Source organism: Delftia sp. 60 (assembly GCF_002754395.1).
Taxonomy (GTDB): Bacteria; Pseudomonadota; Gammaproteobacteria; order Burkholderiales; family Burkholderiaceae_C; genus Comamonas; species Comamonas acidovorans.
On the sequence record NZ_PEFD01000001.1, the window covers coordinates 3,100,641 to 3,119,822 of the forward strand.

Genomic DNA, 19,182 nt, shown 5'->3' on the forward strand with positions numbered 1-19,182 from the left:
CTCCGCATCTTCTCTTATTAGACTGACACATCCACCTGGAAGCGGCCGCGGTAGGCGCCCGGGCTCATCCCGATGCGTTGACGGAAGAGTCTGGAAAAGGAACTGGTGTCGCTGTACCCGACCTGGCTTGCCACTTCTTCGACACTGTGCGAACTGGTCTCAAGCAGCGCACGCGCAGCTTCCAGCCGGAGATCTTGAAGATAGGCCAACGGTGTTTGGTCCAGCACACTGCGAAAGCGCCTGATGAGGGTTCTGTCGCTGACCGCGAGCGCATCGGCAAGTTCCGTGATCTTCAAATCCTTGGTCATCTTGCTCTGAAGCCACCGCTGGGCGCGATGCACCAGCGCATCGGAGTGACTCTTTTGCGCCAACAACGGAAGGTAGGGAATCTGGCTGGTTTGGCTCACGTCGATCAGCATCGCCTTCGCACACTGTGACGCGATGACAGGCCCCGCAAAGCGCTCGATGACCCGTATGGTCTGAAGCAGATACGACGCCGATGCACCTGCACAGATCAGTCGATCCATTTCGGTGAGCACCGGTCGCAGTTGCAGGTCGACGCGGGGATATTTCTCCCTGAACTGCCGCTCTAGCCACCATGTGGTTGTTGCGGTGCGTTCATCCAACAAACCGGTCTGGGCCAGGATGAATGTGCCCGTGCAGTTCGCTGCCACCCATGCTCCTGACTGCCATTGCGCCGTCATCCAGGTGCATGCATCGGCATGCCGACTGAGGAACTGATCAAACTGGCGATGTCCGCCGTAGTGGAAGCTAGGAACGAAGACCAGGTCATAGCGTTCTCGTGGTCCCACCTTGTGGGTTGGTAAGGCCAGGCCATTGCTGGCAATCGCGGTCTCGCCCGATGGCGAAACGAATCTCCAGTCGAACAGCGCGGACGCTGGCGCGCCTTCGAGTTTCAGATGGGAGTTCGCGATTTGAAGGATGTCGGCAAACCCGGCCACGCTGGAGGCATAGCAACCGTCGAAGGTGAGGATGGCAGCACGTGGCATTGGTCGAAAACGGCATAGAACATGTCAGTTTCGACAATTTACACCAAGACGTGCAGTCTGCCTAATGAGTCTTGCTGGCCTCTAGCCCAGCGACAGCAAGAAGGAGCACGGAGATGAGCGGCATACCCCCTGTGTCATTGCGCGGCAACGTTCCTACCTGCGCTCAAGCCTCGCAGAGCCAGATGAATGCGAACTCTCGCCAGGTCGCTGACAGACAGCCCCATCCCGCCTGTGAAGACGGCGACCAAGTTTCCGTGCTGGGGAGCTGCCCGGGATTCGTTGTCGTCCCCGCGGGTCAAGTGCACGACTTTTATCGCGGGTACGCGTTGGTGGCTGTCCCACTCATCGCGATGACAGCCGTGGCCGGCATCGCCTATTTCGTGTTTGGGCTGTCATTTTGAGTGACTCCACCGTGCGCAGCCCGAGGTGTGTGGCGAATTTGGCATGGATAAAGTCACTTTCGCCAATGTACGAATGGGGCGACGTGACAGTTAATTGGAGGGTCGGTATCCGACCGAGCAACAAATACAAGGAAGTCCCCATGAGTCTGTCACCGCGTGCAACTCCCTCGTGCGAGGCACATCCCAGTGCCGTTCTCTTCAACTGCGCCCAACATGGGGAGGTGCGGCATGTCTGAGGTCGCGCCGGCACCGGGCGCACTGCTGCGTCCCGCGAAGCTCGAGGACCGCTACCAGCTGGACCGTGGCCCTGCCTACATCAGCGGTTCGCAGGCGCTGGTCCGGTTGCTGCTCAACCAGAGTGCACGCGACCGCGCGGCAGGATTGAACACCGGCGGATTTGTCAGCGGTTATCGCGGGTCGCCATTGTCGGGTCTTGATCAGACCCTCTGGGGTATTCAGAAACTCCTCAAGGAACGGCAGATCGAGTTCATCCCGGGCCTCAACGAAGACCTGGCCGCAACCGCCTGCTGGGGAACCCAGCAGTTGATGCAGCACCCGGAGGAGGCCACGGTCGATGGCGTGTTCGCCATGTGGTACGGCAAGGGACCTGGTGTCGACAGAAGCGCGGACGCCCTCAAGCATGCCAACGCGGCTGGAACTTCTGCGCATGGCGGAGCCCTCGTGCTGGCGGCCGACGACCATACGGCCAAGTCGTCCTCGTTCGCGCACCAGAGCGAACAGTTGCTGGTCGCGTCGTTCATCCCCATCCTGTACCCGAGCAACGTGCAGGAATACCTCGACTACGGGATTCATGGCTGGGCAATGAGCCGCGCGTCGGGCCTGTGGGTGGGGCTCAAGTGCGTGGGCGATATCGTCGAGACCACATCGATCGCAGACGTTGATCCGTTCCGGGTCGAATGCCGGCCACCCGAGGATTTCAAGGCGACGGAAGACGTCCACATCCGCTGGCCCGACGTGTGGGCGACGCAGGAGCCGCGGATCGTGCGCACCAAGCTGCCTCTGGCGCTGTCCTACTGTCGTGCGAACGCGTTGAACCGCATCGTGGCCAAGGGCGCAGGTTCCCGCATCGGCATCATTGCGGGCGGCAAGCCCTACAACGACGTGCGCGAAGCGCTGGGGCTGCTCGGTATCGGTGAGCAGGATATGGACGCGAGGGGTATAGCCCTGTTGAAGCTGGGCATGGTTTGGCCGCTGGAGCCGCAGATCATCCGCGAGTTTGCGCAGGGCCTCGACGAGATCTTCGTGGTGGAGGAGAAGAGGGCCCTGATCGAGCAGCAGGTCAAGGACATCCTCTACCCGCTTGCCGCAAGCGGCGAGAAAGCGCCCCAGGTCGTGGGCAAGTCCAGTGGCGGCCCCCAATGCGCGGAATTCGAGATTCCATATGAACAGCGCCTTTTGCGCGGAGATGCCGAACTCGGGCCCGCGGACATCGCGGCGGCGCTGCAGGCGCGGCTGCATGCCGCAGGCATGGACGCCTGCCAAGCGCTCCCCTCGACGCCAGAAAAGGGCAAGCTCCTGGCGCCCCTCATGCGCACGCCGTACTTCTGTTCCGGCTGTCCGCACAACAGCTCCACCAAGGTTCCGGAGGGTTCGCGCGCCACGGCCGGAATCGGCTGCCACTACATGGCCAACTGGATGGATCGCCGCACCGAGAGCTATACGCACATGGGCGGCGAGGGGGCTCCCTGGGTGGGACAAAGCCGTTTCTCCAAGCGGCCGCACATGTTCGCCAACATGGGCGATGGCACGTTCTTCCATTCGGGTTCGCTCTCCATCCGTCAGGCCGTGGCGGCCAAGACGCCGATGACGTTCAAGGTCCTGTTCAACGACGCTACGGCGCTCACGGGCGGGCAGCCGCACGACGGACCGCTCACGGCACCGATGCTGACGCAACTGCTGCATGCCGAAGGCGTGTCACGCATCGTGGTCGTCAGCGACGATGTCGAGAAATACAAGGGGCACGAAACAGCGTTTGCGCCTGGCACGACCTTCCATCATCGGCGCGATCTGGACGCCGTCCAGCGCGAGTTGCGCGAACTGCCCTTCGTGACCGCCCTGGTCTACGACCAAACCTGCGCCGCTGAAAAGCGCCGCCGACGCAAGCGCAACAAATACCCGGATCCTCCGGTCCGCTACGTCATCAATCCGGAAGTGTGCGAAGGCTGCGGGGATTGCACCGTCAAGAGCAACTGTGTTTCCATCGAGCCGCTGGAGACACCGCTGGGCCGAAAACGCCAGATCAACCAGTCCTCATGCAACAAGGACTATTCCTGCGCCGATGGCTTTTGCCCGAGCTTCGTGGCTGTGGAGGGCGGGGCATTGCGCAAGAAACCGGTCGCTTCCGCTGCCGGCGCCGAAGGCGATCCAGCCGCCTGGCCCGAGCCATCCCATCCCCAACTGCCAGCGCTGCACAGCAGCTACGCCGTGCTTGTCAATGGCATTGGTGGCACGGGTGTGCTGACGATCGGCAACATCCTGGGCATGGCCGCGCATTTGCAGGGCCTGCATTGCTCGGTGATGGACATGGCCGGCCTTGCGCAGAAGGGCGGCGCGGTGTGGAGTCATGTACGCATCGCGACATCAGCCGAGGACATCCATGCACCCCGCATACCGGACGCCACCGCCGATGCACTTATTGGGGGCGATCTGGTGGTGAGCGCTCATCCGGACTCCGTCAGCCGGCTGAAGCCAAATTGCCGCGCCATGGTGAACACCAATGTATCGCCCACTTCCGACTTTCAGCGCAACCGTGACTTCAGCATGCCAAACGAGGCGCTGTGGGCCACCATCGAACAGGCGTGCGCAGAGAAGAACCTGGCCAAGATCCCGGCCCATGACATCGCGGTGCGCTACTGCGGAGATAGCGTCTATGCCAACATGATCTTGCTGGGCGCGGCCTGGCAGGCGGGGCAGGTGCCGCTGTCGCACGATGCGCTGCGCCGCGCGATCGAGCTGAATGGACAGGCGGTGGAGGCCAACCTGCGCGCGTTCAAGATCGGGCGGCAGTATGTGGTGTCGCCACAGCGGCTGGTGGCGAAGCCCGCTGCGGTCGTGCAATGGCTCCCCAGAGGCGGCAAAGAAAATGTGCCTCAGCTGGTGCAAGACCGCCGCGACCGGCTTGTGGCCTACCAGGGCAGCAGCTATGCCCAGCAGTACGAAGGCTTTCTGCGCAAGGTAGGTTCGTCCGGTGCTGCAATGCCCGACGGCTACGAACAGGCCGTCGCCAAGAACCTCTTCAAGCTGATGGCCTACAAGGACGAGTATGAGGTGGCGCGTCTGCATTCGTCTGCGGAGCTGCGCAAGCTGATCGAAAGCCAGTTCGATGGCGAATACAAAGTTGGGTTCTCCCTGGCGCCGCCACTGTTCGCCCGTCGCGGCTCGGACGGTTTGCCGCGCAAGCAACTGTACGGCGGCTGGATGGCGTCGGCCTTCACGGTCCTTGCGAAGCTGAAGTTCTTGCGGGGCACGCTGTTCGATCCGTTCGGCTACACGCACGAGCGCAGGACAGAGCGCGCGCTTATCGACGAATACAAGAAAGGTATCCAGGCCACGCTGCCTTTCATGGCAGCCCATCCGAAGAAGTGTCTGGAGCTGGCACGTATTCCTGAGCAGATCCGTGGGTTTGGGCACGTGAAATTGAAAGCCATCGGGGAGGCGCGTGAACGCCAGCGTGCCTTGTTGGGCGAGATTACCGGCAAGGGCGCACCGCCGATGACCCATGAGCACCGCTTGCAAGGAGCCTCATCGTGAGGACGCAAAACACTGAATCCATCCAGTGCAGTGTGCAAGACGGGGTATGGCATCTCTGTATCGCCCGGCCTGAAAAGCGAAACGCGCTCACCATGCCCATGTTCGCGACGATCGCCGAGGCCCTGAAGGCCGCCGACGAAAGAGACGAGGTGCGCAGCATCCGGGTGACTGGGGCGGGCGACGTGTTCTGCGCCGGGCATGACTTGAAGGCTTTCGAGGAGTGGCCTCAGAAGCCGCAGGATGCCGTACCTACCTTCCTGCACGCCATCGCCGATGTGAGAAAACCTGTCGTGATCGCGGTGCAAGGCTCCGCCACGGGGATCGGTGTGACCTGGCTGCTGCATGCCGATTGGGTGGTAACGAGTGCCGACACGGTTTTACGGCTTCCCTTCGTCGACCTGGGCATTGTCCCGGAGGCGGCCAGCACGCTTTTGCTGCAGCGGGCTGTCGGCCTGCCGCGGGCCAGGCGCCTGCTCCTCGGTGGCGAGAAGTTCACGGGCGCCGAGGCATGCGAGTGGGGACTTGTTGCAGAAGCCCCGCCGGCGGCGGAGGTTGGTGCACGGGCCTGGGAGCGTGCAAATTTTCTCGCCGCGAAGGATCCAACGATTGTTCGTCGCATCAAGGACTGGCTGCATCCCAGCAGCGAGTATCACCAGCGCATTGACGAAGAGGTGATCGAAATCAACGCGGCCGTCGGTCGCCGTCGAAAGGCAATGGAGAGCACGCAATGAAACGCGCACACATCGTTTACGCGCACCCTGAACCGAACTCGTTCGTCGCAGCCATGCGCGACATGACCAAGGAGGCCCTGGAAAAAGATGGTTGGCAGACGAGCATGACCGATCTGCAGGCAATCGGCTTCAACGCTGTGGCCAGTGCAGATGATTTCGGAACCCGGTCACGCGAGGACTACCTGGTCTATCCACTGGAGCAGCGTCATGCCTGGCAAAACCAGACCATCGATCCACAGATTGCCGCCGAGGTCGAGGCCGTGCGCAATGCCGATCTGCTCGTGCTGGTGTTCCCCATCTTCTGGTACTCAGTACCGGCCCAACTCAAGGGTTGGATCGACCGGGTGTTCCTGTCCGGTGTCTTTTACGGTGGAATGCGGGTCTACGACCAAGGCGGCATGCGCGGCAAGCGCGCGATGGTTGTGGCGTCGCTGGGCGGGCGGGACTACATGTTCGGCCCCGGCTCGATCCATGGCGACCTGAAGGACATGCTCAAGCATCTGCTGCAAGGCACGTTGGGGTATGTGGGCTACTCCGTCCATGAGCCGTTCTTCGCGTACCACGTACCGTATGTGGACAACACGGAGCGTACTGGCATGCTCATGAAGCTTTTCCACGCCGTGGAGAACATTGACAGCCGGCCGGTATTGTCGATGCCCAGCCTGAATGATTTCGACGACCAGTTCCGGCCCAAGGTGGCGCAGGCTTCATCCACGTGACCCAGGAGTAGTGAGATGACCGAAATCATTGACGCCTGGATGCAGCTTCCGAACAAGGCGTACTTGCTCGACCCCATGTTCGATTCGCTGCGCCGTTGGCCCACGGCTTGGCGGACGCTGGCGCAGGACAACCCTGACATCTCCCACGACGAGGCGCTCAAGACATTCCGCGAGCAGGGTGTCACGAGGACTATTGCAAGCGCGTGGTGGGGGCCGGCCGGGCCAATGATCACGAACGACGAAGTGGCCGCAGCGGTCAAGGCGAATCCCGGATATGTGGCCGGAATTGCGTCCGTCGACATCAACAGGCCGATGGACGCGGTGAGGGAACTGCGCCGATGCGTCAAGCAGTTCGGTTTTAAAGGGCTGCGTGTCCTGCCCTGGCTGTGGGGGATTCCTCCTGATGATCGCAGGTACTACCCCCTCTATGCCGAATGCGTCGAACTCGGTGTCACCTTCTGTCTGCAGGTGGGCCATGCCGGGCCGATGCGGCCTTCTGAGCCTGGGCGGCCGATCCCCTATTTGGACAACGTTGCGCACGAGTTCCCTGAACTGCGCATCGTCGGTGGGCACATCGGATTCCCCTGGGTGAGCGAGATGATCTCGCTCATGATGAAGCACCCGAACGTGTACGTCGACACCTCGGCCTACAAGGCTTCCCGGTTTCCTCAGGAACTGGTGGCTTACATGCGCGGTCCCGGAAAGCACAAGGTGCTTTTCGGCACCAACTATCCGATGCTGACCCCGGCGCAATGCCTGAAGGACATTCAGGCGCTTGAACTCGGAGACGATGTACTCCCCCGATTCCTTGCTGGGAATGCGCGTCGTGCGTTCAACCTGCAAGCTTGATTCCGCCGGCCGCTATTTCGTTTAACAACTGAAGGAGACTCACATGGCATGGGATATCGAAGTCATTGATGAATGCGCCGTCGTGCGCATGAACACCAACAAGGTCAACGTCCAGAACGATCAGTTCTTCGCCGACCTGCACGCAGCATTCGATCGCCTCGAGCGAGAGTTCAGTGAGCTGCCGGTCGTCCTGACGGGGCAGGGCGATGCGTTCTCGGCTGGTATCGACTTCCAGTACAGCTTCGAGATCTTCGGAAGCGGCAGCCACGACAAGATCCGCGATTGGTACAAGGCCTACCGCGAAACCAATCTGCGCATCTTCCGATACCCGCGGCCCACGGTGGCGGCCATCAACGGCCATGCCATCGCAGGTGGCTTGATCACTGCCCTCGATTGTGATTTCCGCGTTGCGGCCCGCAAGACCGCGAAATTCGGTCTCAACGAAGTGCCTATCGGCATTCCCATGCCTGCCGCCTACGTGGAGATCATCAAGTACGCCCTGGGCGACAAGGTGGGGGCGCTGACCACCTTGCGTGGCGAGTTGTACGGTCTGGAAGAGGCCGAGCGCCTGGGGTTCTTTCATGAAGTGGTGGAGCCGGACCAACTGCTGTCCACAGCCATAAGCTATGCACGCTGCATCACTCCCGACTGCAACGTCGCCTACGCGATGTCCAAAAAGGCGCTGCAGGATGCGACGAACAAGCAGATCGACGAGCGTACTGTTGCTCTCGATGCCTTGCTGCCGAACGGTATGAGCGACCCTGGCAACCGACAGGCCCAGGATCGCCGTCGGCTCGAGATCATGCACAAGCGCAAATAGTGCGACGCGCAGCGCGTCGCATCTTCAACGCGCATCTCATCTGGCAGATCGTTTTACCTCCGCCCCTTCACTGAGGGAGGAGGTCGCTTTGCCATGGATTTCAGAACGTATATCTGCGCCAAGACCTTTGTCAGCGTTTCACCTGTCGGTGGAGTGGACCGTATGTATCACATCGAAATTCAAAAACTTGTAGACGTGGAGGGCGTCGCAGTCCCCGCACGTGCTTCATGAACCGTTGATGAGCTCGGACATCGAGCGAGCGAGTCAAGACTTCACCAAGGCATTGCCGCGCTATTGCAAAGGGCGGTCAGGCGCAATCACACGAAGGCATCTATTCATTGCGGCGGGTCACGGTGGCGCTACGCACGGCTCCCAAGCGCGTGGAGCTTTGGGGAATGAATTTTTGGAGGCTGAATCGATGACCAAGTTAGAGATGAGCTATTCGCGCGGAGCGACCGACACACCACTGATCGAGGAGACGATCGGCGCTTTCTTCGACGCGATGATCGAGAGGTTCCCGGACAAAGAGGCGGTGGTCTCTTGTCACCAAGGCATCCGCTACACGTACCTCGAGCTGCAGCGCGAAGTCGATCGGATGGCGAGCGCTTTGCTTCGGGCGGGGCTCAAACCCGGCGACAGGATCGGGATCTGGTCGCACAACAATGTCGAATGGCTCGTCACCCAGTTCGCGACGGCCAAAGCCGGGGTCATTCTCGTCAACATCAATCCGGCGTATCGGGTGGCGGAGCTGGAGTACGCGCTGGCCAAGGTCGAATGCAAGGCGTTGATCGTGATGCCGAGCTTCAAGACGACCGACTATCTGGAGATGATCAGAAGCATTGCACCGGAGGTGAGCGGTGCGGTGCCCGGACGCCTTGAGTCCGCCAAACTGCCGTCACTGAAAACCGTCATCCAGATCGGAAACGACACGGTTCCTGGTTTCCTGCGCTTCTTGGATCTGCTCGCGACGGGCGATCCGGCCGATCAAGCTGTCCACTCCCTCGGTGCGCGACTGCGGAACACCGATGCCATCAACATTCAGTTCACGAGTGGCACCACGGGTTCTCCCAAGGGCGCGACCCTGACCCACCGAAACGTACTGAACAACGGGTTCTTCATTGGCGAAGCCATGCGGCTGTCCCCGGATGACCGTTTGTGCATTCCGGTGCCGCTGTACCACTGCTTCGGAATGGTGGTCGGCAACCTCGCTGCTCTGACGCATGGCACGACCATCGTGTACCCGAACGATGCGTTCGAGGCCGTGTCGGTGCTGCGGGCCGTGCAAGACGAGCGGTGCACGGCGCTTCATGGTGTGCCAACCATGTTCATTGCCGAGCTCGACCACCCGCGCTTCAAGGAGTTTGACCTCTCGACGCTGCGCACAGGGGTGATGGCTGGCTCGCCCTGTCCCATTGAAGTGATGAAGCGCGTCGTAAACGAGATGCATATGGGCGAGGTGACGATTGCCTACGGCATGACTGAAACCAGTCCGGCCAGCTGCCAAAGCACCACGGACACCCCCTTGGAGAAACGTGTTTCCACCATCGGGAGAGTGCTGCCCCACCTGGAATTGAAAGTCATATCTCCGGAGTCCGGGGAGATTCTTCCTGTGGGGGCCGTGGGCGAGCTTTGCACGCGCGGCTATTCCGTGATGCGTGGATATTGGGAGGACGCCGCGAAGACCTCCGAGGCCATCGATGCAGAAGGCTGGATGCACTCAGGGGATCTCGCCACGATTGATGAGGACGGCTACGTCAACATAGCGGGCCGCATCAAGGATCTGGTGATTCGAGGCGGCGAGAACGTCTATCCGCGGGAGGTCGAAGAGTTCCTCTATCGCCATCCAGCTATCCAGGACGTGCAGGTGATTGGAGTGCCGGACCAGAAATACGGCGAGGAACTGTGCGCATGGGCGATTCTTCGCGACGGTGCCACGCTCTCTGAAGATGGGTTGCGGGCGTTCTGCAAAGGGCAGATCGCGCACTACAAGATTCCTCGATACATACGCTTCGTCGAGAGCTTTCCGATGACAGTCACCGGAAAGATTCAGAAGTTCGTGATGCGGGAGATGATGAAGGAAGAGCTTCGTCTCAAAGACGCGGCATCCGCATGAATCGCGATTGAGATGCTTCTCGATCCGAGCGCCTTGGAGGAGTTCAAGGCGCTCTTGTTCTTTCTGGACTCCAAAGTCGGAGGTCGGCGCTCACTGCTGGTGGTTTTAGGGTGACGGAATACGCATGGAAATAGTCAATTTAGCCACTGTCCACTAGCGGATGAAGTTCCTAAAGTACCTGTCATCGACTGCCATGCCGTGTCCATGCATCGGCGCAAGCCCACCGCTTCCTCAGCTTCTTCCAGGCCTTTCATGAATGCTCGCGAAATCTTTGTTGTCGCCACCGCTCGTACAGCCATCGGCACCTTTGGCGGTGCGCTGAAGGACGTGCCAAACACCCAACTGGCAACCACTGCGGTGAAGGCCGCATTGGAGCGCAGCGGCGTTGCACCTGACGCCATTGGGCATGTCGTCATCGGGAATGTGATCCCCACCGATCCGAAGGATGCGTACCTCAGTCGCGTCGCCGCCATCGATGCGGGTGTTCCGATAGAGACCCCGGCATTCAACGTCAATCGGCTGTGCGGCTCTGGGCTCCAGGCCATTGTCTCGGCGGCGCAGGCTATTGCGCAGGGCGACTGCGAGATCGCCATCGGAGGGGGCTCGGAGTCGATGAGCCGAGGGCCATACATCGACACTTCGGCACGCTATGGTGCCCGCATGGGTGATGCGACGCTGGTCGACTACATGCTCGGCATCCTGCATGACCCCTGGGACAAGATCCACATGGGCATTACTGCGGAAAACGTGGCGGAGCGATTCAAGATCTCGCGCAAGCAGCAGGATGGACTGGCGGTTCTCAGCCAGCAACGCGCGGCAACGGCCATCGCGACGGGCCGCTTCAAGGAACAGATCGTTCCAGTGGAAGTGAAGACACGCAAGGGCATCGTGCTGTTCGATACCGATGAGCACGTGCGGGGCGACACCACGCTCGAATCCCTTTCCGCGATGAAGCCGGCCTTCAAGAAGGACGGTCTGGTCACTGCCGGCAACGCGTCGGGTATCAACGATGGCGCGGCAGCCGTGGTGCTGGCGGAGGGCGGACGTGTGAATGCGCTGGGCCTCAAGCCGCTGGCCCGCTTGGTGGGCTATGCCCATGCGGGTGTGGAGCCTGCCTATATGGGTATCGGCCCCATCCCGGCTACGCGCAAGGTGCTGGCGCGCACGGGCCTGAAAGTCCAGGACCTGGATGTGATCGAGTCGAACGAGGCGTTTGCGGCACAGGCCTGCGCGGTGATTCAGGAGCTTGGCCTCGATCCGGACAAGGTGAATCCGAATGGCTCCGGCATCTCTCTGGGCCACCCCGTCGGCGCGACGGGCGCAATCATCACGACGAAGGCGATCGCTGAGTTGCACCGCATTGGTGGACGCTATGCGCTGGTGACGCTGTGCATCGGCGGAGGGCAGGGCATCGCCGCCATCTTCGAACGTGTCTGACCGCGTTCCGGGCCTCGTCACACAGCGTCTGAAAGCTGCCCTGACAGACCTTCAATTCGGACGCGCTCCAGATCCTCACGGCTGGTTGGAGCGGCTGTCGTAAGCCACAAATCCTGCGGGAGTTCCATCCCGCCTTTTTCCAAGCCGAAAGCAGGAAACCTATATGACACGATTCGCGGCTTCGCAAGGCTTCATGGGGCCTTTCTCCCATGACGGGCAGGCAAGCATCGCCCCCAGTCCACCGTGGCACTATGCGGCCGACTTCATCACGATCGAGACCTGGGTCGACCCGGTCGCCATCGAGGCACTACTGCCGCCTGGCTTGAGCTTGCATCCAGACGAGGCGGGCCTGGTGACGGTCTCCTTCGTCGATTGGCAGGCCTGCACTGACACCGGCGGCGAGCTGCTCGACCCGATCCGGGCGCAATACCGCGAATGCATCGTGTTGGCGAGCGTCCAGTACGAGGGCAAGCTCATGCAGTATTGCCCCTACATCGTGGTCGATCAGGACACGTCGCTGGCGCGCGGCTGGGCGCTCGGCTATCCGAAGAAGATCGGCTCGGTATGGATCACACGGTCCATGGGTATGCCCTCGATTGCATCGCCCAAACTGGAGGCCGGCGCCACCTTTGCCGGCACAGTGGCCGTCAAGGACCGGCGCCTCGCCGAAGGTCACGTGAAGTTGTCAGCCCTTGCCGACAGTTCCGCTGTGACGTTCGGCAGCCGGCCCATCGTCGCGCTGCGGCACTTCCCATCGATGTTCGAGGGCCAGCACGATCGACCGGCTGTCTACGAACTCGTACGGCTCCAGGCCGAGAACGTGCAGGCCAGCCCGGTCTGGCAGGGCGACGCGGCATTGACGATCTACGACGCACCCATCGAGCCCCTCGCCAGGTTGCGTCCCACCCGCATCGGGCGAGGCTGGCGCTACTCGATTGCGATGACGAACCGCAACAACCATTTGCTGCGCGATCTGCGCGACACCCCTTTGTCCCAGGAGAAATGACATGGACTCCGTGAAACTTCAACGTACCTACCTCGACCTCACGACGCCGCACGTAGCGGACGCATGCATGCGTTTGGGTATCGCGGTTCGTTGTGCACCTGCCGGAGTTCGTCCCTTGTGGAATGACTCCCACATCGTGGGCCGGGTACGTCCTGCGCGGCACTATGGCAGCGTCGACGTCTTTCTCGAAGCGATCGACCGGGCCACGCCTGGTGATGTCTTGGTGGTCGACAATGGTGGGCGTCTGGACGAGGCCTGCGTTGGTGACCTCGTCACTCTGGAGACGGCCCTGGCTGGCCTGCGGGGCATCGTCATTTGGGGCTTGCACCGCGACTCATCGGAGTTGCGCACCATCAGACTGCCCATTTTCAGCTTGGGCACCTTGCCCGCGGGGCCGCAGCGTTTGGACTCACAGGAGGCCGACGCGCTCATTTCTGCCAAGTGTGGCGAACATGTGCTCACCTCCGACGACTTCGTGCTTGGTGACGATGATGGGGTGATTTTCATACCCCTGAGCCAGGCCCAAAAGGTGGCGGAACTGGCAACTGTGATTCGGGACACCGAGCGCAGTCAGGCGGCGCGCATGCAACTCGGCACGAGTTTCAGAAAACAGGCTCGCTTCGATGATTTCCTCGCCGCAAGAAAAGCTGACGAGAACATGACATTCCGCCAGTATCTGCGCTCGATCGGTGGCGCAATCGAGGAGTGAGTGTCGAGCCGATCGGCCAGGTCACCTGGACATCGGTCCTCTGCTTCCATTTTCTGTTCGGCAGCTACCAGCAGTCGCGAGAGCAAGCCATGGCGTCAGCCTCGCTTTTGATGCAGGCGGGTGCACGATGGGTTCCGCGACGCATCCATCGCAGGGACGGGACTAATGCCCTCTCCTGCATGGCCGAAATCAACAGCGCGACACTGAGAGCGCAACGTGCCCTAAGGAGAGGGAGCTTTGGCCCGTCATCGAATGAGCAGGGCGGCCGGGCCCGAGCCTCCCGCAGCTTTAAGTACAGGGGCATGAAACAGGCCTGCCCTGCGCATCCTCTGGAGCGCGACGACAATAGCCCATGATTCAAGAAAAGCCCCTGGCGGCAACCGAACTGGAGCGGCCTGCCATGGCCTTGCGCACTCTTGCGAACGGAGTGCGGCTGCTGGCGCTGCCCATGCCGCATTTGCAGAGCGTCAGCGTGGGTGTGTTCCTGCGCGTGGGCTCCCGCGACGAGACCTCCACCAGCAACGGCATCAGCCATGTGCTGGAACACATGGCGTTCAAGGGCACGCACACGCGTTCCGTGCAGGAGATCAACCTGGATGCGGAGCGGCTGGGGCGGAGGTCAACGCCTTCACCGGGAAGGACATCACCGGCTATTTCATGACCGGCCTGGGCTGGCATGCGCAGGCCTTGCTGGGAATGATTGCGGACATCGTGCTGAACAGCGTGTTTCCCGAGCATGAGCTGCAACGAGAGCTGCAGGTGATCCGGCAGGAGGCCATCGAGTACGAAGAGGACCCGGAGGACAGCGCCGGCGACCTGCTGGACCGCGCCATCTGGGGCGACGACCCCATGGGCATGCCGGTGATCGGCACGGTGGCCAATATCGAAGGCTTCACCCGGCAGGATCTGGTGCGCCATGTGCAGTCCCATTACGTGGGAGAAAAGACCGTCGTTGTTGCGGCCGGAAACTTCGATGTGCCGGCCTGGCTGGAGCAGGCGGCGCAGCTGTTCGCCGGCATGCCTGCGTCGGCCGATTCCGCTGTGGCGTTGCCCCCTCAGCCCGCAAAGTATGTGGGGCAGGCCCTGGCGCAACGTTTCACGCAGGTGTCCCAGGTGTTCGTGAACCTGGCCTATCCCCTGGTGTTCGAGCAGTTGCAGGGCGAGCATCCGCAGCGTGCGCGTCTCGTGGCCTCGCTGGCGGCCCATCTGCTGGGGGAGGGGATGTCGTCGCCCCTGGTCGATACCGTGCGCGAACGGCTCGGACTGGCCTATACGGCCTATGCGGCGATGGAGGGCGGTGACGTCTGGGCCAACTTCATCGTGCATGCCGTCACGACCCCGGACAAGCTCGAAGCGCTGGTGGCAGCGACAGGCGGCCTGCTGCGCGCCCAGGCTGCCGGCATCGACCCCGTGCATCTGGAACGGGCCAAGAACCAGCTGGCGGTCTCGCGGGTGCGTGCGGGCGAGCGGACCTACGCCACCATGGAGCGGGCTGTCGAGGACCTCTTTGCCCATGGCAGCGTGACGTCCGTGGCCGAGACGCTGGCGTTGATCGATGGCATCGGGGCCGAGGAAGTGCGCAAGGTCTTCGAGCGCATGCTGGCCCACCCTCCGGCGGTGGCCATCACCGGCAAGGGCGCCAGTGCCCGGGCCGTGCGGCAACTGGCCGCAGGCCTGGCGGCCTGAGCCGGCAGCGCGCGATCAGCGGTCAGCGGCCAGCGGCCAACCGCCCGCTGCCAGTCGCAACACATGGCGCTTTTCCCGTTGTCATGGAATTGGGGGAGCGGGCGGCGGCGCGTTCCATTGCCGCTTGAGGTAGTGCGACTTCGGGTGCTCCTGCAGGAACACGCAGCACTGCACCCACGCCGCTGACTCCGGGTGCGCGTCGATCGTGCCGATCGCACCGGTCGCACGCGAGAGATGCTCGAACACGACCTCGGCCATGGCCGAGCACATCTGTGGCGGGCGCGGGTTGGTCAGCGTCAGGGTGGCGATGAGCTGCTGCGCGTGGGGGTCGTCGCCGCACAGTCCGACGGCGATGGGGGCCACGCGCGACTTCAGGTCCGCGAGCCGTGCCCATCCGCGCTCGGCCAGCGCAAGGTGCATGGCGTGCAGGACCGGCTCCCACTGGATCGACGGGAGCAAGGATGGCGATACCTCGATGGCGATGTGCGGCATGGGGCGGCGCCTTCAGTCGAGCTTGATGCCGACTTCGCGGATCAGCGTCTGCCAGCGTGCCCGCTCGCTGTCCAGCAGGCGTGCGAATGCCTGGGGCGAGTTGTCGATGGGCACCGAGCCGAGTTCGGCCAGCCTGTCCTGCGTGGCCTTGGCCGCCAGCGCCGCGCCCATGTGCTTGATCAGCCAGGCCTTGCGGTCGGCCGCAATTGCAGCGGGCGCGAGGAAGCCGTACCAGCCGCTGATCTCGGCGTCCACGCCCGATTCCTTGAGCGTGGGCACGCCGGGCAGCGCGGGAATGCGCCTGGCGGACGTCACCGCCAGCGCCTTCAGGCGCCCGCTTTGCACATGCTGCAGGATGGCCGGCGTGGCTTCGAACACCATCTGCACCGTGCCGCCCAGCACGTCGTTGAGTGCAGGCGCGGAGCCGCGGTAGGGAATGTGCAGGATCGAGGTGCCGGTCTGGCGCTTGACGAGTTCTCCCGCCAGGTGCTGCGGCGTGCCGTTGCCGGCGGATGCGTAGGAGAACTTGCCCGGGTTCTTGCGCAGCCATTCAAGCGCCTCCTTGGCCGTGGCCGCCGAGAAGGAGGGATGCACGGCCCAGATCAACGGCACCGAGGCGGCCAACGCCAGCGGTGTGAAGTCCTTGGCCGGATCGAAGTTGAGTCTGGAGTACAGCGCCGGGTTCGCGGCCATGGGGCCGAGTGCGCCCAGCAGCAGCGTGTAGCCGTCGGCCTCGGCGCGTGCTGCCGCCTCCGTGCCGATGTTGCCGCCCGCACCGCTGCGGTTGTCGACGATCACCGTGCTGCCGCTGTCCGACTGCAAGGCGTTCGCCATCAGGCGGGAGACGGCATCGGTGGTCGCACCTGCCGGATAGGGGCAGATGATGCGGATGGGCTTGGAAGGGAATGCCTGTGCGCGCGCCGAGGGGCTTGCGCCCAAGGCTGAAATGGCCGTCGCCGTGCTGGCGTACTGAAGGAAGTTGCGTCGTTTCATCGGTGCTCTCGTGACCAGAGTTGTCTCGTGGCCGTAGTGTCGGCAGGCCCTTGTTTCTTCGCAATTCGCATTTTCTGGCCGCGCCTATCGGATAATCCGATGGCCATGTCCGCACGCAGCCGCGACCCCCTCGATCTCGTCTCATTGCGCCAGTTGCGCTACTTCGTGTCGGCGATGCGGGCGCACAGCTTCAGTGCGGCATCGCGCGATGCCTCGATCTCGCAGGCGGCGCTGTCGGAGCAGATCGCCTTGCTGGAATCGACCCTGGACGTGCATCTGTTCGACCGTGCGAGCGGGCGCGCCGTTGCCACGGCCTCCGGACATGAGCTCGACCGCCGGGTGTCGGCCTGCCTCAGTGAGCTGCAGGCGGCGCTGCGCGACGTGCAGGCGCGTGCGAGCACCGTGGCGGGCCTGGTGCGCATCGGCCTGGTGCAGTCATACGCGGGATGCTGGGTACTGCCCGTCGTGCGCATGGCCCAGGCGCAGTGGCCGCAGCTGGCGATCGCACTGCGCAGGCGCACCGCACAGGCCTTGGTGGAGGGCGTGTTGCGCGGCGATTTCGATCTCGCCGTCAGCTTCGACCCGGAGCCGCATGCCGATCTGGAGATCCTGGCCTGCTTCGACGAGCCCGTGGTGGCCGTGGGATTGAAGCCCCGGCGGCGGCGACGCCTGCTGGAGCTCAGCGAGGTCGCGAACCACCCCCTGGCCTTGCTGCCAAGCGAATACGCAATGCGGCGCCAGCTCGACAACGCCTTTGCGGCGCAGGGGCTGAAGCCGGGCGTGCATCTGGAGTCCGATACGCTGGAGGACCTGGTGCATGCCGCCCGTGAAAACGGCATGGTTGCGCTGCTCAACGGTGCCGCGGCAATGAGCCTGGACGTGCAGGACGCAGTCCCGTTGGCCGAAAGAAATCTGGGCCGGCAAGCCTGCCTGGTGCGCTCACGCAGCCGTCACCACGGCTTTGCCGCCCAGTACGTATGGGACCAGCTGTCGGCGGCAACCCCCACGCTGCCGCCAGCGTGGGGGCGGCGCGTTGCAGCCGCGCGCTAGTCGTCGGCCGGACCCGTACCGCCCGGACCCGTACCGCCCGTCAGGGCACTTCCTTCAAGCCCACCAGTTGCAGGGGGCGTGCCAGCAGTTCGTCGAAGCGTTTCTCGAACGCCTTGAAGTACGGCATGCTGAAGTGCGCATCCAGCGCTGCCTGGTCCCTGAATGACTCCCGCATGTAGAAGGTGCCGGGTTTGTCCGCCAGCTCGAACAGCGTGTAGTCCAGGCATCCGGCCTCTTGCCGGGTGAATGGCACCAGCGCGCGCAGGGCGTCGCGCAGCTGGTCTTGCTGGCCGGCCTTCGCCTCGAGGATGGCCAGGTTGAAAATGGTCTCTGTCTTCATGGCTCAGCCCCAGTTCTCCAGCACCACCTTGCCGCGCGCCTTGCCCGACTCGATCAGGGCATGGGCGCGCTTGAGGTTGTCGGCGTTGATGCTGCCGAAGCGCTCGGCCAGCGTGGTGCGGATCAGGCCGGCATCGACCAGTGCGGCAACCTCGTTGAGCAGGCGGTGCTGGCCGATCATGTCGTCGGTGCCGAACAGGGCGCGGGTGAACATCAATTCCCAGTGCACCGACACCGACTTGCGCTTGAGCTTGGTGATGTCCAGCGACGCGGGATCGTCGATCAGGCCGAATTTTCCCTGGGGCGCGATCGCCTCGACGATCTGTGCGAAGTGCAGGTCGGTCTGCGTGAGGCTCACGATGAGGTCCACCGTGGGAAAGCCGATGCGCTTGAGTTCGTCGGCAATCGGCTGGCTGTGATCGATCACGTGGTGGGCGCCGAGCTCCTTGACCCAGGCCTGCGTCTCGGGCCGCGATGCGGTGCCGATGACGGTAAGGCTGGTCAGCCGCGTGGCCAGCTGCGTGAGGATGGAGCCCACGCCGCCGGAGGCGCCGATGATGAGCAGTGTCTTGTGGCTGGGGTGCTTGCCCGGCGCGATGCCCAGGCGGTCGAACAGCATCTCCCACGCGGTGATGGCGGTCAGGGGCAGGGCCGCAGCCTGTGCAAAGTCCAGCGACCTGGGCGCGTGGCCCACGATGCGCTCGTCCACCAGGTGCAGTTCGCTGTTCGTGCCAGGGCGCGCAATGGAGCCGGCGTACCAGACGCGGTCGCCCGGCTTGAACAGCGTGACTTCGGGGCCCACGGCCTTGACGATGCCGCTGGCATCCCAGCCCAGCACCTTGTGCGTCTGCCCCTCGGCGGGCGCGCCGCTGGCGCGTACCTTGGTGTCCACCGGATTGACGGACACGGCCCTGACTTCGACCAGCAGGTCGCGGCCGGTGGCCACGGGATCGGGCAGGGTGATGTCGATCAGCGATTCGGGTTGGCTGATGGCCTGGGGTTTCTGGTATCCAACGGCTTTCATGGTCGTGCTTTCAAAGGTTGAGGAAGAGGGGA

The 19,182-nt window shown here is 62.9% G+C and carries 15 protein-coding genes and 1 pseudogene; 11 read left to right on the forward strand and 5 right to left on the reverse strand.

Going from position 1 to position 19,182, the window contains the following annotated elements:
* Positions 1–17: 17 nt before the first annotated feature.
* Positions 18–1,010: a GlxA family transcriptional regulator gene (locus CLV01_RS14105; RefSeq protein WP_099734043.1), complete on the reverse strand. Its 993-nt coding sequence runs from the start codon at positions 1,008–1,010 to the stop codon at positions 18–20.
* A gap of 629 nt (positions 1,011–1,639) precedes the next feature.
* Between CLV01_RS14105 and CLV01_RS14115 the strand changes: the two genes are divergently transcribed.
* The 10 genes and pseudogenes from CLV01_RS14115 to CLV01_RS14165 all read left to right on the forward strand — a co-directional run bounded on the left by CLV01_RS14115 (position 1,640) and on the right by CLV01_RS14165 (position 15,252).
* Complete coding sequence (locus CLV01_RS14115; protein WP_099734041.1) at positions 1,640–5,182, forward strand: indolepyruvate ferredoxin oxidoreductase family protein; 3,543 nt, start codon at positions 1,640–1,642, stop codon at positions 5,180–5,182.
* Between the two features lie 32 nt (positions 5,183–5,214).
* On the forward strand, positions 5,215–5,913 hold the full coding sequence (locus CLV01_RS14120; protein ID WP_257221578.1) for an enoyl-CoA hydratase-related protein: 699 nt from the start codon (positions 5,215–5,217) through the stop codon (positions 5,911–5,913).
* Entirely contained in the window at positions 5,910–6,632 is a 723-nt protein-coding gene (locus tag CLV01_RS14125) for an NAD(P)H-dependent oxidoreductase (RefSeq protein ID WP_099734039.1), read from the forward strand. The genes CLV01_RS14120 and CLV01_RS14125 overlap by 4 nt, the downstream gene beginning before the upstream one ends.
* 15 nt (positions 6,633–6,647) lie before the next feature.
* Positions 6,648–7,481 (forward strand): amidohydrolase family protein, encoded by an 834-nt coding sequence (locus tag CLV01_RS14130; RefSeq protein ID WP_099734038.1) that lies wholly within the window; start codon positions 6,648–6,650, stop codon positions 7,479–7,481.
* Positions 7,482–7,524: 43 nt separating this feature from the next.
* Positions 7,525–8,301, forward strand: a complete 777-nt coding sequence (locus tag CLV01_RS14135) for an enoyl-CoA hydratase/isomerase family protein (protein WP_013803009.1) — start codon at positions 7,525–7,527, stop codon at positions 8,299–8,301.
* Between the two features lie 418 nt (positions 8,302–8,719).
* On the forward strand, positions 8,720–10,414 hold the full coding sequence (locus tag CLV01_RS14140) for an AMP-binding protein (RefSeq protein WP_099734037.1): 1,695 nt from the start codon (positions 8,720–8,722) through the stop codon (positions 10,412–10,414).
* Positions 10,415–10,666: 252 nt separating this feature from the next.
* A complete protein-coding gene (locus tag CLV01_RS14145) occupies positions 10,667–11,851 on the forward strand; it encodes an acetyl-CoA C-acyltransferase family protein (RefSeq protein WP_013803006.1) in 1,185 nt (394 codons plus the stop codon).
* A gap of 163 nt (positions 11,852–12,014) precedes the next feature.
* A complete protein-coding gene (locus tag CLV01_RS14150) occupies positions 12,015–12,857 on the forward strand; it encodes an acetoacetate decarboxylase family protein (protein WP_013803005.1) in 843 nt (280 codons plus the stop codon).
* 1 nt (position 12,858) lies between these two features.
* The gene (locus tag CLV01_RS14155) at positions 12,859–13,566 is read left to right on the forward strand and encodes an RraA family protein (protein WP_099734036.1); all 708 of its coding nucleotides are present in this window, start codon (positions 12,859–12,861) and stop codon (positions 13,564–13,566) included.
* Positions 13,567–13,966: 400 nt separating this feature from the next.
* Positions 13,967–15,252 (forward strand): annotated as a pseudogene (locus tag CLV01_RS14165) (M16 family metallopeptidase).
* Between the two features lie 81 nt (positions 15,253–15,333).
* Here the strand turns inward: CLV01_RS14165 and CLV01_RS14170 are convergent.
* Both CLV01_RS14170 and CLV01_RS14175 read right to left on the reverse strand, forming a co-directional pair.
* Positions 15,334–15,744: a 5-carboxymethyl-2-hydroxymuconate Delta-isomerase gene (locus CLV01_RS14170; RefSeq protein ID WP_099734035.1), complete on the reverse strand. Its 411-nt coding sequence runs from the start codon at positions 15,742–15,744 to the stop codon at positions 15,334–15,336.
* 12 nt (positions 15,745–15,756) lie between these two features.
* Positions 15,757–16,737 (reverse strand): Bug family tripartite tricarboxylate transporter substrate binding protein, encoded by a 981-nt coding sequence (locus CLV01_RS14175; protein ID WP_099734034.1) that lies wholly within the window; start codon positions 16,735–16,737, stop codon positions 15,757–15,759.
* Between the two features lie 99 nt (positions 16,738–16,836).
* On the opposite strand from CLV01_RS14175, the gene CLV01_RS14180 reads away from it, so the two are divergent.
* Positions 16,837–17,787: a LysR family transcriptional regulator gene (locus CLV01_RS14180; RefSeq protein ID WP_099734033.1), complete on the forward strand. Its 951-nt coding sequence runs from the start codon at positions 16,837–16,839 to the stop codon at positions 17,785–17,787.
* A 40-nt stretch (positions 17,788–17,827) separates the two neighbouring features.
* Here the strand turns inward: CLV01_RS14180 and CLV01_RS14185 are convergent, their stop codons facing one another.
* Together CLV01_RS14185 and CLV01_RS14190 are read right to left on the reverse strand one after the other, a co-directional pair.
* A complete protein-coding gene (locus tag CLV01_RS14185) occupies positions 17,828–18,127 on the reverse strand; it encodes a putative quinol monooxygenase (RefSeq protein ID WP_016452308.1) in 300 nt (99 codons plus the stop codon).
* A gap of 3 nt (positions 18,128–18,130) precedes the next feature.
* Complete coding sequence (locus CLV01_RS14190) at positions 18,131–19,150, reverse strand: zinc-binding alcohol dehydrogenase family protein (protein ID WP_016448208.1); 1,020 nt, start codon at positions 19,148–19,150, stop codon at positions 18,131–18,133.
* Positions 19,151–19,182: the final 32 nt, after the last annotated feature.

Excerpts from the sequence above, each read along its gene's own strand:
- CLV01_RS14105 (WP_099734043.1), bottom strand. The coding sequence starts at position 1,010 with ATGCCACGTGCTGCCATCCTCACCTTCGACGGTTGCTATGCCTCCAGC.
- CLV01_RS14115 (WP_099734041.1), top strand. The coding sequence starts at position 1,640 with ATGTCTGAGGTCGCGCCGGCACCGGGCGCACTGCTGCGTCCCGCGAAG.
- CLV01_RS14125 (WP_099734039.1), top strand. The coding sequence starts at position 5,910 with ATGAAACGCGCACACATCGTTTACGCGCACCCTGAACCGAACTCGTTC.
- CLV01_RS14130 (WP_099734038.1), top strand. The coding sequence starts at position 6,648 with ATGACCGAAATCATTGACGCCTGGATGCAGCTTCCGAACAAGGCGTAC.
- CLV01_RS14135 (WP_013803009.1), top strand. The coding sequence starts at position 7,525 with ATGGCATGGGATATCGAAGTCATTGATGAATGCGCCGTCGTGCGCATG.
- CLV01_RS14140 (WP_099734037.1), top strand. The coding sequence starts at position 8,720 with ATGACCAAGTTAGAGATGAGCTATTCGCGCGGAGCGACCGACACACCA.
- CLV01_RS14145 (WP_013803006.1), top strand. The coding sequence starts at position 10,667 with ATGAATGCTCGCGAAATCTTTGTTGTCGCCACCGCTCGTACAGCCATC.
- CLV01_RS14150 (WP_013803005.1), top strand. The coding sequence starts at position 12,015 with ATGACACGATTCGCGGCTTCGCAAGGCTTCATGGGGCCTTTCTCCCAT.
- CLV01_RS14155 (WP_099734036.1), top strand. The coding sequence starts at position 12,859 with ATGGACTCCGTGAAACTTCAACGTACCTACCTCGACCTCACGACGCCG.
- CLV01_RS14170 (WP_099734035.1), bottom strand. The coding sequence starts at position 15,744 with ATGCCGCACATCGCCATCGAGGTATCGCCATCCTTGCTCCCGTCGATC.
- CLV01_RS14175 (WP_099734034.1), bottom strand. The coding sequence starts at position 16,737 with ATGAAACGACGCAACTTCCTTCAGTACGCCAGCACGGCGACGGCCATT.
- CLV01_RS14180 (WP_099734033.1), top strand. The coding sequence starts at position 16,837 with ATGGCCATGTCCGCACGCAGCCGCGACCCCCTCGATCTCGTCTCATTG.
- CLV01_RS14185 (WP_016452308.1), bottom strand. The coding sequence starts at position 18,127 with ATGAAGACAGAGACCATTTTCAACCTGGCCATCCTCGAGGCGAAGGCC.
- CLV01_RS14190 (WP_016448208.1), bottom strand. The coding sequence starts at position 19,150 with ATGAAAGCCGTTGGATACCAGAAACCCCAGGCCATCAGCCAACCCGAA.